This window comes from Microvirga alba (assembly GCF_015694465.1).
In the GTDB taxonomy this organism is placed as follows: domain Bacteria; phylum Pseudomonadota; class Alphaproteobacteria; order Rhizobiales; family Beijerinckiaceae; genus Microvirga; species Microvirga alba.
Genome location: NZ_JADQDO010000010.1, coordinates 45,069 through 58,637 on the forward strand (window position 1 = coordinate 45,069; position 13,569 = coordinate 58,637).

General features: G+C 58.4%; 11 protein-coding genes. 3 read left to right on the forward strand and 8 right to left on the reverse strand.

Features of this window, described 5'->3' with window-relative positions; all coding sequences use genetic code 11:
- From dbpB (I2H38_RS17270) to I2H38_RS17285, 4 genes are read right to left on the reverse strand one after another with little or no spacing between them, the layout of a single operon-like run.
- Positions 1-1,104, reverse strand: a complete 1,104-nt coding sequence (dbpB, locus tag I2H38_RS17270) for a DGQHR domain-containing protein DpdB (RefSeq protein WP_196273120.1) — start codon at positions 1,102-1,104, stop codon at positions 1-3.
- Positions 1,105-2,361, reverse strand: coding sequence for a tRNA-guanine transglycosylase DpdA (dpdA, locus tag I2H38_RS17275; protein ID WP_229426768.1), 1,257 nt, complete (start codon positions 2,359-2,361; stop codon positions 1,105-1,107).
- A 26-nt stretch (positions 2,362-2,387) separates the two neighbouring features.
- Positions 2,388-3,512: a DGQHR domain-containing protein DpdB gene (gene dbpB, locus I2H38_RS17280; RefSeq protein ID WP_196273122.1), complete on the reverse strand. Its 1,125-nt coding sequence runs from the start codon at positions 3,510-3,512 to the stop codon at positions 2,388-2,390.
- A complete protein-coding gene (locus tag I2H38_RS17285; protein ID WP_196273123.1) occupies positions 3,497-4,207 on the reverse strand; it encodes a hypothetical protein in 711 nt (236 codons plus the stop codon). The genes dbpB (I2H38_RS17280) and I2H38_RS17285 overlap by 16 nt, the downstream gene beginning before the upstream one ends.
- A 1,153-nt stretch (positions 4,208-5,360) precedes the next feature.
- Here I2H38_RS17285 and I2H38_RS17290 point away from each other — a divergent pair.
- Entirely contained in the window at positions 5,361-5,726 is a 366-nt protein-coding gene (locus I2H38_RS17290; RefSeq protein WP_196273124.1) for a hypothetical protein, read from the forward strand.
- A 677-nt stretch (positions 5,727-6,403) separates the two neighbouring features.
- Here the strand turns inward: I2H38_RS17290 and I2H38_RS17295 are convergent.
- Complete coding sequence (locus tag I2H38_RS17295; RefSeq protein ID WP_196273125.1) at positions 6,404-6,709, reverse strand: hypothetical protein; 306 nt, start codon at positions 6,707-6,709, stop codon at positions 6,404-6,406.
- Between the two features lie 972 nt (positions 6,710-7,681).
- On the opposite strand from I2H38_RS17295, the gene I2H38_RS17300 reads away from it, so the two are divergent.
- The gene (locus I2H38_RS17300) at positions 7,682-7,909 is read left to right on the forward strand and encodes a helix-turn-helix domain-containing protein (RefSeq protein WP_196273126.1); all 228 of its coding nucleotides are present in this window, start codon (positions 7,682-7,684) and stop codon (positions 7,907-7,909) included.
- Positions 7,910-8,519: 610 nt separating this feature from the next.
- On the opposite strand, the gene I2H38_RS17305 is transcribed toward I2H38_RS17300, so the two are convergent.
- Together I2H38_RS17305 and deoC are read right to left on the reverse strand one after the other, a co-directional pair.
- Positions 8,520-10,898, reverse strand: coding sequence for an aldehyde dehydrogenase family protein (locus I2H38_RS17305; protein ID WP_196273127.1), 2,379 nt, complete (start codon positions 10,896-10,898; stop codon positions 8,520-8,522).
- 17 nt (positions 10,899-10,915) lie between these two features.
- Positions 10,916-11,893, reverse strand: coding sequence for a deoxyribose-phosphate aldolase (deoC, locus tag I2H38_RS17310; RefSeq protein ID WP_229426769.1), 978 nt, complete (start codon positions 11,891-11,893; stop codon positions 10,916-10,918).
- A gap of 145 nt (positions 11,894-12,038) precedes the next feature.
- Between deoC and I2H38_RS17315 the strand changes: the two genes are divergently transcribed.
- The gene (locus I2H38_RS17315; RefSeq protein ID WP_196273129.1) at positions 12,039-12,728 is read left to right on the forward strand and encodes a GntR family transcriptional regulator; all 690 of its coding nucleotides are present in this window, start codon (positions 12,039-12,041) and stop codon (positions 12,726-12,728) included.
- Positions 12,729-12,736: 8 nt separating this feature from the next.
- On the opposite strand, the gene I2H38_RS17320 is transcribed toward I2H38_RS17315, so the two are convergent.
- Positions 12,737-13,546, reverse strand: coding sequence for a nucleoside phosphorylase (locus tag I2H38_RS17320; protein WP_196273130.1), 810 nt, complete (start codon positions 13,544-13,546; stop codon positions 12,737-12,739).
- Positions 13,547-13,569 lie beyond the last annotated feature (23 nt).

A 13,569-nucleotide genomic window follows, 5' to 3' on the forward strand; every position in this document is an offset into this window, starting at 1 on the left:
TTACCCAGTCATGGCTTCAAGCAAGGGAGCTGGATCAGAACCTTTCGATCGGCGCGCCCTTATATCTGCACGGACGATTCTCAATAGATACTGTGCAAGGGTGGTGACATCGCGGCTGACATTCTGAATGGCTTTCCAGTGGCGCACGTCACCTCCACCGAAGTCCCAGTGACCGCGGGTCCAAGCCGTACGCCCTTGCAGACACTCCATGCCCTTGGCAAATTGCCGCCATGTCCGTGCGCCGTCTAATGCCGCAAGGACTTCCATAACATACCCGAGAGATCCGATTCCGGCTCCATGAACCAGGCGGGATGTTCTTGGAGTGTGATCCCACCAGTCCTCAGGGAAGGTAGCTTTCACGGCTTCATAGAACTCGCTGATGATCTTCAAACCTGCATCACGCCCCCCTTCCACTCTCAAGAGGTCACGCAGGATGCCGTCGTTCAAAGAGTTCATGATTACTTTTTGAATAGCCGTATCGCTGATGAAACCTGATGGATTGGTGTGCTGATGAATTTTGCCTTTTAGAGAGTAGGATCCATGATTGAGCCGGTCGGTGAGCTCCGCCGCAATGGAACGTCCCTCGAGGCGGGTAGGCAAATTCTCCACCCCTGGGAGAAGTTCATAGATCAGGGATTTGGGCAGCGGGCGGGTGTTGTTGATCAAGACGAACTGCCGACGAAGCTCCGCTTCATCCCGGCAGATCACAATTGAAACAAACACCTTGAAATCTTTATTCTCAAGTTGAGACAAGGCAGTCAGGCGCTGCTGTCCGTCGACGACGAGGCCAAGCGGCCCCTCTGACAGATCGATCTTAATTCGACATGTTGCCCCGTTGACATCAGTCACCTTCACTCCTTTCGTGAAGGCGACAACGATAGGGTTTGGCAAGATGGCGTCGGGCTTTTCTAAATAATCCCGTATCTCGCGAATATGAGTGGCAATCTGCGGACGCTGAAAGCCACTAAGGTTACCTTCTTCATCTCGGCCGATACGCTCGATTGCTGCAAAAGTGAGAATATCCTTTGCGGTCGCGGCAATCGATACCACAGTATGCGTTTTGCTCTGATCCGCCCGGATCGCATTAAAAGTAAGATGGCGCATTCAGACGGCCTCTTTGATATCGAGATTGTCGATAAGATGTTTGTAGACGCCCAGGTTGTGGATCCCACGGCGTTTGTTCCGATTGCTGGCGCGAAAGAGCATCACCTCGATGGAGGCGCTCTGACAAATGGCACAGGAACAGTGGCGCCAAGCGCGGTCGGAAAGCGTCATACGGTACCTGTCCGCGAGGGCCTTTACCTTCGGCAAGTCAGCCACGTCCGCGTAGGGGCGTTCAGTCAGCAAGATCGCGTTGTAGGCCATGACGGCTTGCGTGGTCTCCTCGACGTCGCATTCATGGCGGTCAAAAGCCCGTAACGCCGACAGGGATGTCTTCTCCAACTGCGTCAAGTCCTCCGCACGAAAAGCTCCTCGTTTGACGAGACGCTGGAGGCGCGTGTTCTCAATCGACTGCGGCACCCGAATGGCAGTGTAATACTTGAGCCGCCCCTTGTCTGCAGGCAGGTAGTAGTTCTGCCGGTCGTCCTTGAACGCCCTGATCAGGGGAGATGTCGTATCGAAGCTCGTGATGTTGAACTCAAGGAATGACTCAATATCGTCGGCCTTTGCAAAGCCGAGGACATGAATTCTCGTATCCGACGGAATAGCAGCGCGGATCGCCCGCAGGCAGTTTTGGATTTGGTTGGATTTCAGGGGCACCATGCCGCCAATGGCGAGATAGGTATAGCCCAAGCGGACCAACCGCTCTGCAGCGACGGCCATGCTGCCGGGAGACCAGCCTTGCACCACACCAAGAGGCGTGAACCGGTTGTTGATGCGATGCGCCAAGGAAAAGAACTTGCTCGCATTGTCGAGCGTAATCTCGAACCGCCGTTGTCTCTCGGGGGTCTGACCATCCAGGCCCTGCAGGCCGTCCACATAGTCGAAGATAATGTGATCGACCGAACACCCGTGCGTGAAGCCACCGTGGTCGTAGAAGTCGATCATTTCCTCAGGGCTGTACGGAGGAACTTCCTCGTTCACATAGGTGAAAGCCCCGCAGTCGCCGTAAATGGCAAGATGTCGATACCGTTCACTGTCAAGACGGAGAAATTTGCGAGCCCCTTCGATTTGGAACCGCATCGCCTGCGAGGCGCTGTATTTTCCGGCAACCCTGTGGTCGCCAACGATCCCGCGCGACACGAGGATGCCGTCATAGGGAGCATACCCGAGGATCTCGTGCGGGTAGAGGTCATCCCAGTACGGTTTTCGGGTAGGCGCGTGGCGATCGGCCAGCATGTCGTAGTGTGGATCGACCATGTCGAGAGAGTCGGCAAAGATAAACTTCATCGGTGGGGCCTTGCGAGATCACGGTCGAGGCGAACGAGGTAATCAGACAGCCTCGAAATATGTGGTGTGGTGCTCTGAATCTCGTTCCAGCGCCAACCAAGCTCCTCCCAGCTTCCTTCGGTCCAATGACAGTATGGGGCAATCCGACTCAGCGAACGACGCACCTCCTCCTCAACGGTCGTCGAGGTTTCAGCTCGTAGCATGATGGGATCCATAAGTGCCCCCATGGCGCGAATACCGGCCGAATGCATCAGGCGACTCTCGGTTGGTTTCCGTCCCCAGGCATGTGGGAATGTGTCTCGGACGGCTGCCCAATACATGACCAGGCTGCGGTACATGCCATCCGTGTCAGCGCTACGCGAACCACTAAACTGGCTCAGAGCCCCAAGCGGGGGGCGCAGATTCCGTTTGATCGCCTCCACGAGCGCCGTATCGATGACAACGGCCTTATCGCGCTCGCTGTCCGACTCCCGGCGGATCAGATGATAGAACGGCGATGACGGGTCCCGGTTGAGCAGATTACACAACTCGGACGGCTGTCGCCGAGGAGCCAAGTCCCGCGGCAGGACACTACCAATCTCGGGGAGGAGTTCGTTAATCAACCGGGTCGGCAACGGCTTAGCCTTGTTGACCAGGATGAACTGCTCGCGCTGCGTGCCAATATCGGGGGAGACGAATCCGACGACCGGAACCGGAAATCTCGAATTTTTGGCTTTAGCCAGAGCTAATGAGCGCTGCTGCCCGTCAACAATCCATGCGGCGCGCTGGCCCTCCGGGTGAACGGGGATCGTCAGGGTGCCGCTCTGCGCTGCCTCAATCAGCCCTCCAGGGGCAGGCCCCCGCGATTGCCGGAACTCAATTTCCTGCGAAAGGGCCAGAATGATCGCATTGGGGAACAACACAGGACCGCTGTTGAGGAACTCGAGAATCGAGTTCACATGCTCCCGGATTTCCTTACGCTGAAACCCACGCAGCCCCTCCGCATCATCCCTAGCAATGCGACTGATGTCCGCCACCTTTGTGATGTCAGATCCGTGCAGAAAGAACGAGTAAACCGGCACCCCATCCCCTTGGACGGCACGGAGCGCCCGAACGACGACAGGGCTTATAGAGGGAGGCATCCCATACCCTCCCCTCTCTGCCTCTGCACAACACCCTTGAACAGATCACGAAAGCGAGACTGCTCACAGGCGAGCCCAAGCTCATTCCGCAATTTCCGCAGCATCTGCGAGCTTTGGCCACCAACAGCTTCAAAGTGAGCAGCAATGGCAGCCATAATTTCCTCATCAGTTGCCTTGCGACCAATCCGCTTCGGAGGGGCCGTGAGTGGACTGAGGCGCGACAGAACCAATCCGGTGTGCTCCTTGAGATCTCCCGCAGGTGCGCAGGGCAAAACATGCTCTGCGAAGTGCGCCATGGCTCGCTGCGCAAAGTCAGCAATAGTCCCAGGCCGCCCATCGCTGGCATCCAAGCGATCGTCATAGGGCATCACAGCCGACCTCAGCGAGGCGGGAAGCGCCCGGATATCTGCGCGGGTGAACAAACGCAGACGATCGACTGAAAGCCCGCGCAGATCCTGCTCAATCATCTTCAAATACGGCCCCGAGGCTGCGATCAATAACAGCTGAGCGCCTGTCGGCCACTTGAACTGCTGGCAGCTTTTCAGCGCCGCCCACCAACGCTCCGACGTCACGTTGAGATGGGAGGAAATTGTATCTAGAGATCCGGGCGCAACCGTAGCCTCGTAGGCCGGCACATGCGCCTCGCTATCGACCAATCCGAGTCCAGCGGAGATAATCTTCAGCGGCGCGTTCAACACCTCCGCGGCCCGCCGCGCTTCGGCAAACCCGCGACCGCTGTATAGCTTATCTGCTCGGGCCGTGCACATTATGCCTGCAAGCCGGTTAAGCCAGTGCCGGGCCGCCGCATCGACGTTACTCCGGGGCACATGCCGAAAGTGCGCCTCCCCACTTGGCCGAAAACGCTTACGGCCTGTGCAGGTGGTTATCAGAACGACGTGGTTCATATGGACCCAAAATTGTGCCGCTTACCGCTGTCAAACCTAGGGAAACTGCAGAAAAAAGACTACCGAAAATCGGAATAACTGCAGTCAAACCCGAAACCATTCACAGAATTTCTGCGAGGCTGACCGTAGCCAAGGTCATGAGCTTAGCCGCACCTAGGATTTGCGCGACTTTGGACGATACGGGCAGTTAATACATTCCCTGCCTCTAATCGGCCGATCGCGCCCTCACGTTATTACGCTATGAAATCGGCAACTAGGTAAATATTGATCAACTTTGCTGGAATCGCCGCGGTTGAGCTGAGTGGCGGCATAATTTCCTCTCCGTCCTTCGTGCGGAGGATCGCACAGCCATGAATCCATTCTGCTATGCGGCCCATCGGATTCCACCGGCCGAGTTGGAGAATGAGCCGTACTTCGATCACATTGCTCGAGATTTTCGCCGGCAACGAGACAATTGTCGCTCACGACTATGCTACGGGTACACACACTGGAAGTGAGGGTACGAGCGCCCGGCGCGTCACCGACCCGCATGGAATCGCGCTCTCAAGCCTTTCCGGAGTCACTTCAACCACGTGGCGGGAAAACGGCATGCAGAGGCGCCAAAAACCCTGAATGAAACGGCGGATCTAGCAACCGACTGGTTCGGGCCGTTTCAAACGGTCTTTGCTTATCCTGATTAATAGATATGCGTCGCAAACGCACCAGAAGGCACCCTACAGCCCCTGAGCGTCTGAGACGAAGGATCATCCACGGATGGTCAAATTGGCGTCTTGAGCGAGACGGACGCATGTTGCGGAATTTCAATGTCTGATAAGTTATCGTTATCGGACATATTCGCCGCCCTATGTCTTGGCATTCCTTGGTTCATTCCCAGTTGAAGCACGTTCTACCTTGCTAGCTTAAAGGGTACTTTACCGTTTGCAACGGCAAGAGGATTCGTCTCATGGGGAAAGGCAAGGACAGCACCAGCACGGAGCGCGGCCGCCGCTTCCGGGAGGGGCAGAAGGCGCGTATTGCGGCATTGGCAGATCAAGCTGAATTGTTGACCATCAAGGTCGCAACTTTGACGAGCCAGAACGTTAGCCTTCGCGCCCACAGAGACGCACTACTCGCCGAGCTCGACAAGCAGGACGTTGAGATAGCCGAACTGAAGGAGAGCGTAGAGATCGCTTACCAATTGTATCAGAAGCAGACACAGGCTTTAGAAGAGGCGCTCCACGGTACTGGTGTGATCACTCCCGAAATCGAGAGGAAGTGGGAGAAAATGTATGGCCCCAAAAAAAAAGGCAAGCACAAAGCGCGGAGATAGCGACACTCCAGGTTCATTCGCGAAATATCGCCGGAGCCGGATAGCGGCCAATTCTTGATTGATGGAAGCGAGGTGGAAAGGTCAGAACGCCCCCAAAGTTTCTAGCTCGAAACTTCACCGAGGCGGACCGGTTGAGCCCTATTGGCGGTGAAATCTTCACCAGTCGTACGTGAGGCGAAAACCTCCCACGGACTAGGGGTGGATGCCTCACCCGACAGAATAGTCTTTCCGGAGTCACACCAATCCAGGTGGCGGGAAAACGTCATACAGGGGCGCCGAGAATCCTGAATGAAACGGCAGGATCTATCGGCCGACTGATCCAGAAGCATCTGTTTCAGACCGTTGCAAACGGTCTTTACTGATCCTGCTTAACAGAAATGCCTCGGAAACGCGCCAGAAGGCACCCCACAGCCCCTGAGCGTCTGAGACGATGGATCACCCGCGGATAGTCAAATTGGCGTCTTGAGCGAGACCGACGGATGTTGCGGAATTTCAATGTCCGATAAGTTTTAGTTATCGGACATATCCCGCTCCGTATCTTGCAATTCCTCGCCTTTCCGCTGACGTGGATGCGTTATTCCCTGCCAGTGTCTGACTACGTTACCGTTTGCAACGTCCTGAGGGGCTTAGGTTGGCGTGTGTCCTGACAAGCGTTCGGTTGGCCATCGACATATCGGTCAATTGAAGTTTGATCCTGCATTGTGGTCGTCAGCGTCAGCATCAGCAGACTCGCGCTCAACCTGACGCAGCTTCGTTTTCATCCAAGAATCCGTGTTCATGTAAACGGTAGAAATATCTTCGTTCCATCGCCTGGCGATATAAACCAACATGGATCCATGCGGATCTTCGGTGGACTTTTCGAACCAGTCCCAGAGAGCGTGCCAAGCAGGGTCCTGTCCCATAGGCCCCTTGGGCTCAATCTCAGCCGGCGGCCCTCGATAACAAGACAGATCGGCCGCACGATCAACATCGCTATATTCCATGACAGGCACAGGGAGTGCAGCATACACTGGGTCCCGCCGACCGAGTCTGATTAACAGCCCCTGAGTTCTGCCCCAGCCACAATTGACATCGACGTAGTAGAGGGGCGAACTGCAGTAGTCTGGGGCAGTGCCAAGCCTTGGGTGCCCAAAGATATACCGAGCCCGGATGCAAGGCTGACCGGTTCCGGGATAGGTTCCAGGGCGCCACATTTCGGCTATCGGAGCCAGTCGCAGTTCATCCTGGGTAGGCTGCCCCCCTGTGGCGTAAAAATCCAAATCCTGATGGAGCGACAGGAAGCGCTCTCGGATCATCCTTCGCATCATCATCTGCATACCCGATCTAAACGCCTCTGAAGGGCCGCGGCCAATTCAGCCACCTCGCGCTCATCGGCGGCTGACGCCTCCGCGTATTTCTGCTTTGCAATGGCTATGAACCCCCGGGGGATTTGCCTGGCCCGGGTCGGAGGCCAGATCACGTCTCGCGCCTGGGAATAGAAGACATTTGCAAGAGCGGTGGCCGATCGGCGTGAACCGTGTTTCGTTCGTCCGCATGAAGCGAGCACATCATTCGCGATGGTCTCCCGCATCTTTTCGAGATCCTGACCGTCAACAACCCGACCTGGGGGATAAAGCTCGGATGCGATCCGGCCAGCTATCGCCTGCATCCTGGAGCGCAGCGTTTCAATCGGCTCCCCCAGACATAAAGCGAGGCACTCAAGATCTGTTGGACCAGAGGGCATTCTGAAATCTCCTGGCGGATTCGCGGCTAGCCCTGTAGCGAGCCGTGGTCTCCTAAATGAACTACTGGGACGAATGACTAGTTCGGTGAGTAAGGTGTGCCTTTTGACTGCTTGCCACGATTAGCCCGTTGGGTTGGAAAGCGGGCCAGGAGAACAGTCACGGTCCCAACAACATGTGATTTATGGATTAAACTCCATATGTCAATTTGACAACCTCGGCTTCGGTCTGCGGATGGAAATCCAGCAGATCGTTGGCGCAAACGTCAGAAAATACCGGCAAGCTGCAAAGCTATCGCAGTGGGACTTGGTGGCCCGACTGGAGGCGATGACGGACGACCTCGGGGTCGACCAAGCGTATATCAGCCACCTTGAGAATGGCAGGAAGAACCCGACCCTGAATGTCCTATGGCATATTGCTCAGGCGCTCGGCGTTTCGCTTGCGCAATTGGTTGAGGAATAGCCGAACGCGGGAAACCCATCGCAAAGAAAAGGTTGGACGAGCTTCGGCTGAAGTCGAACCCGGCGCCCGAACGGCGACGGTTGTCTTCCTGCCGACATCCTCTTGCCGGCCATGTAGAGCCTCGGGTACATTGAAAAGTATCGTAAATGTATCGCGACCAACCGGTTGGTTTTGCTGGACCTCCGGGGAATAAAGGGCTTTCCAAGCAATTGGGGGAGGGTCTCCCCCTCTCCGCCAATTAACCCTTTGATCCACAAGGATCGCTGAGGTTTAGGCTGAGGACCGCCTTAGCGTCCTGAACAGCCATACAAATCAGTCCACCACACTGGTGCCACCACGACGAACAACGACTATGGCGAGTATCGCAAGCGCGGCTCGTCTGGCAGGTTCAAGTACGCCGCCAAGGTTTTTCCTCTAAGCCCCGAGCCGTCCTGAATTGGAACACCGCTGGCCGGAAAGTTGGGTCGTCACAAACCTTCGCAATGTCGAAGAGATGATGGCCGAACAGGTATCGGCTTCGACCACGCGACGATTCATCGTGGGTCGTTCGCTCTTCACCTGAACGGCTTCATCAGCTCAATCCGGAGCGGTCAGTCATAAGACGCGCCGGTCACTCGCCATAGGGAATCCAGACGTTTTTCACCTCGGTCGAGCGACGCAACCAGACGTCCTCACGAGCTCCCTCCACCTGCCAGTCGACGGCAAGCCCGGCATTGGTCCACACGCGCTTGACGTTGCCGGCCGATTCCGCCTCGACGGCTCGGCAGACCTCGCTGTCGGCGACGCACCAGAGGCCGTCGACGTCGTCGTGACGGGCCAGGACCAGGGCGAGCTCGGCACTCCGTCCGGTAACGATGTTGATCGATCCGGCCGGGAGATCCGATATGTCGAGGACCTGGAACAGATCGGTGGCGACCAGCGGATACCGGGCAGAAGGAACCGCTATCACGCGATTGCCCATGGCAAGCGCGGGCGCGATCATCGAAACGAGGCCCAACAGCGGGGTGTCGTCCGGTGCGACGATCCCGATCGTGCCGACCGGCTCGTTCATGGCAATCGCCACGCCGCGCATGGGCGGAGAGTGGACGCGGCCTTCGAACTTGTCCGCCCATCCCGCATAAGCGAAGATGCATCGGATCGAGAGCTCGACTTCATTCTTCGCGGCCTCGGCCCCCATTCCCGTCAGCTGTTGCAGGCGATTGGCGAATTCCGACGCGCGCGCCGACAGGTTCTCCGCCAGGAAGTAGAGCACCTGCGAACGGTTATAGGCGGTCGTCTCGGCCCAGCTGTGGCAGGCCCGCGCGGCTGAAACCGCATCGCGGATGTCCTTGCGGTTTCCGAGGCCGGCCTCCCCCGCGAGCCGTCCCCCGCTGTCGGCAACGCGCATCGAATAATTGCCGTCCGGCCGAACCTGCTTTCCGCCAATGTACAGCTTATGGGTGCGGTCGATGATGCCAAGGTTTTCGCCCTCGTCGCCCTCCACGGCCTCAAGCTCCGGCAGCGGACGATACAGCGGTGTGGGGGACGATTGAGGGACGAGATATTCCTGCAATCCCTCGCGGCCACCTTCGCGGCCAAATCCGCTCTCGCGATATCCGCCGAAGCCGCAGCTTGCGTCGAACATGTTGGTGCCGTTGAGCCAGACCACGCCCGCTTTCAACTGCGGCGCGACGTGGAGCGCCGCGTTCATGTTCTCGCTCCACACGGACGCAGCGAGACCATAGCGGCTGTTGTTGGCAAGCTCGATTGCCTCGTCGATGCTGCGGAAAGTCATCGCGACGAGTACAGGGCCAAAGATTTCCTCTTGCACGAGGATGTTGGCCGGCGAAACGTTGGTGACGAGCGTCGGCGGGTAGAAGAGACCGGAGGACGGGAGCGCGCAATCCGGCTGCCAGCACACCGCTCCTTGCTTCTCCCCTTCCGCGACCAGCTCACGGATGCGCTCAATCTGCACAGGCGCGACGATCGCACCGATGTCGGTGTTTTTGTCGAGCGGACTGCCGACGCGCATCTGCGCCATGCGCGCCTTCGTCTTCGCGATGAACTTCGCCGCGATGCTCTCATGCATCAGAAGCCGGGATCCGGCGCAGCACACCTGTCCCTGGTTGAACCATATGCCATCGACAAGGCCCTCGACGGCACTGTCGAGATCCGCATCTTCAAGAACGATGAATGGCGATTTTCCGCCGAGCTCCAATGACAACTTTTTGCCGGACCCTGCGGTCTCTTTCCGGATCAGCTTGCCGACCTCGGACGATCCCGTGAAGGCAATCTTTGCGACATCCGGATGCCGGACAATCGCAGCGCCCGCCTCCGGGCCCCCGGGCAGAATGTTCACGACGCCCTTCGGCACGCCGCAGCGCTCGCACATTTCAGCAAACAGAATGGCCGTCAGCGGCGTAAATTCTGCCGGCTTCAGAACGACCGTGCAACCGGCAGCCAGAGCTGGCGCGATCTTCCAGGCCAGCATCAGCAGAGGGAAGTTCCAGGGAATGATCTGCCCGACGACGCCTACGGGCTTGTAGCCGGGAAACTCCCGATCCATCGTCTGGGCCCAGCCCGCGTGGTACAGGAAATGCCGCACCGCGAGGGGAACATCGATGTCGCGGCTTTCGCGGATCGGCTTGCCGTTGTTGATCGATTCCAAAACGGAGAAGAGGCGCGCGTTGCGCTGAAGCATGCGCCCCAGTGCATACAACACGCGGGCCCGCTCGAAGCCCGATGTGGCACCCCAGGCCGCCTGCGCTCGTTGCGCGGCCGCGACGGCAGCGGCGACGTCATCTGCACCGGCGCAGGCGATGCTGGCGATCATGCGGCCCGTGGCAGGCTCGATGATCTCAAATTTCTCGCCCGATGCGGGCGCCCGCCAGGAACCGTCGATGAAAAGCGCTTCGTCAAAGTTTCGTTGCGCCAGCCAAGCATCGGCCTCGTTGCGGGCCTCTGGGGACGGTCCATATTCCATGGTGGCGTACTTCTCCAGAATATTCACGGTATTCCCCGTCGTTATTATGCGATTGCGTGGCGGTGGTTGGCCGAATATCGGCCAGTCAGATAATGATCGAGCTGCCGCTCAATATCGGTGAGAAGACTGCTTGCGCCGAACCGGAACAGCGTCGGATCGAGCCAGGTCAATCCGAGTTCCTCGCGCATGAGAGAAAGCCAGTCGAGGGACTGCTTGGCGGAGGAAATTCCGCCCGCGGGCTTGAACCCGACGAGCCAGCCTGTGCGCTCGTGATACGTGCGAATGGCCCGAGTCATCGCGAGGCCGACGGGAAGCGTCGCGTTGACGGTCTCTTTGCCGGTCGAGGTTTTCACGAAGTCGGCACCTGCCATCATGGAGACGAGGGAGGCGCGCATCACGTTACGCAAGGTGGACAATTCACCGGTCCCGAGGATGACCTTGAGGTGAGCCTCGCCGCAGGCGGCCCGAAACGCTTTGACCTCATCGTACAGAGCCGACCATTGCCCGCTCAGGACATGGCCTCGGGTGATGACGACGTCGATCTCGGTTGCCCCATCGGCAACAGATTCCTTGATCTCCTGCAAACGCGTCGCGAAGGGCGCGAGTCCATGCGGGAATGCCGTCGAAACAGCGGCGACTTGAATGCCGGTGCCTTGAAGGGCCTCGACCGCCGTCGCGACAAAAGGATGATAAACGCATACGGCCGCGGGACGGATGACGGTATCGCCAAGCCCGAGCTGAGCGACCATATCGGGCCGTAGCGGCTGCTTTGCCTTGGCGCAGAGGCGTCGCACGCGTTCATCCGTGTCATGGCTCGACAGCGTCGTCAGGTCCATGCACGCGATGGAGCGCAACAGCCAGGCAGCCTGATATTCGCCCTTGATGCTGCGCCGACGCGCGAGCGTTTGCGCGCGCCTTTCGAGGGCGCTCCGATTGACGTAACGCATGTCGTCGAGCCAGCTCAGATCAAGGTCAATTCCAGGATTTCTGGGGTGACCGCTATGATTGACAGACGACGTCATCGGCAAACTCCGCATTGAAGACACTCACCGGGCGTTTCAAGGAATAATAACATATCTTTGCCTCCAGTTGACCGCCAGAGGCAATTTCGCATACTGAAGAGAGAGTCCTGTATGCAGCATCGCATGTTTCGGCGGAAATCAATTCATGTCAAGAATGAAGCAAAAGCCGGAATCCACGACTGAAGCAAGCCCTCCTGGTCCGGCCAGCAGCCGTATCAAGAAGGACCTTGAGGATAAGATTCTGACAGGAGACCTTAAAGCCGGCGCGCGTTTGGACGAGAACGCCCTCGCGACCCTTTATGGCGTGTCGCGGACACCCGTTCGCGAAGCGCTGCGCGAACTGGCGAGCGCCGGGCTGGTCTCGATACGCGCGCGCCGCGTTGCGACGGTGGCGCAACTCACGACCTCCGAACTCATCGAGTTCTTTGAAGCGATGGCCGAACTCGAAGCTTCCTGCGCTTATCTTGCCGCCACGCGTCTGACGGCTACCGACGGCCAGAATCTGACCGCCGCGCACGCGGCCTGCATCGAAGCGGCCTCCTCCAACGATCCCGATCGCTTCTATGCCGCCAACGGTGACTTCCACGAGGCTCTCTACAAGGCGGCCAGGAACCGTTTCATCGGTGAGCAGGCCTCGCTTTTCCGACGTCGTCTGGAGCCATACCGACGGATCGTCACCTATCATCCCGGTCGCATCGCGGTCTCGATCAAGGAACACCAGCTCATTGTCGATGCCATCCTTGCGATGGAGCCGGAAGCAGCGGCGGCAGCGTCGCGGGCGCATCTCGATTTCCTGCGGCGCGATATCGCCATCATCCTGGACTCGCTGAGATAGTGGGATCGTTACAGACCCGGATACCAACGCGCTTTCCCTAGCGCTACAGCGCGCGCGTCGCGGGCAGCAAGGAGCTCGATCGCTCGGGACGCCACGCGGCAGGCAAGCCTGATCGCCTCTTCCGAGGGCTCGCGCTTGCGCGTGATCCGGTTCGATCCAACCGCGCAGATGCAGCCGGTCCGCAGGGCGAACAGCGAGCCGAGCACGAAGAGAGTGGCCGCTTCCATCTCGATATTGGCGACGCGTTGCTGACGGAGGTCATCAACGATGTGCGTGATATGCGATGGGCGATAGGCTTGGGGCGTGGGATTGTCCTGACCTGCGAAGAAGGAATCGACGCTGGCCGTCACACCCAATGTGTAGGTCGCTCCAAGTTCTTCCGCCGCTTCGATCAGCGCGTAGGTGACGGCAATGTCGGCAGCGGCCGGATACTCTCGTCCGACATAGGCGTCAGCCGCGCCGGACAGGCGAACGGCAGCACTCGATATGACGAGCGTCCCGCAGGCAATGTCCTCCTGCAAGGCCGCGCAGGTGCCGACACGAATGAACGTGTCGACGCCGCACGCCGATAGCTCCTGAACCGCAATATCGGTGGAGGGACCACCGATGCCGGTCGAACAGGCGGCAAGCTGCGTGGTGCCGACCGTACCGCGAGCGACGCGGAACTCGCGGTTGAACGAGATCTCTTCGTAGCTTGCCCAGTCTTCGCCGATCAGTGGAACGCGGCCGGGATCTCCGGGAATGATCGCATAGCGCGGAACGTCGCCGGGCGCGACTTTCACATGCATCTTCCGCTGGGGCGTTGTGGCGTCAGACATGGTGTTTCCTTTTCGCTCGATTG

Excerpts from the sequence above, each read along its gene's own strand:
- dbpB (WP_196273120.1), bottom strand. The coding sequence starts at position 1,104 with ATGCGCCATCTTACTTTTAATGCGATCCGGGCGGATCAGAGCAAAACG.
- I2H38_RS17295 (WP_196273125.1), bottom strand. The coding sequence starts at position 6,709 with ATGGAATATAGCGATGTTGATCGTGCGGCCGATCTGTCTTGTTATCGA.
- I2H38_RS17315 (WP_196273129.1), top strand. The coding sequence starts at position 12,039 with ATGTCAAGAATGAAGCAAAAGCCGGAATCCACGACTGAAGCAAGCCCT.
- dbpB (WP_196273122.1), bottom strand. The coding sequence starts at position 3,512 with ATGCCTCCCTCTATAAGCCCTGTCGTCGTTCGGGCGCTCCGTGCCGTC.
- I2H38_RS17290 (WP_196273124.1), top strand. The coding sequence starts at position 5,361 with ATGGGGAAAGGCAAGGACAGCACCAGCACGGAGCGCGGCCGCCGCTTC.
- I2H38_RS17300 (WP_196273126.1), top strand. The coding sequence starts at position 7,682 with ATGGAAATCCAGCAGATCGTTGGCGCAAACGTCAGAAAATACCGGCAA.
- deoC (WP_229426769.1), bottom strand. The coding sequence starts at position 11,893 with ATGACGTCGTCTGTCAATCATAGCGGTCACCCCAGAAATCCTGGAATT.
- I2H38_RS17320 (WP_196273130.1), bottom strand. The coding sequence starts at position 13,546 with ATGTCTGACGCCACAACGCCCCAGCGGAAGATGCATGTGAAAGTCGCG.
- dpdA (WP_229426768.1), bottom strand. The coding sequence starts at position 2,361 with ATGGTCGATCCACACTACGACATGCTGGCCGATCGCCACGCGCCTACC.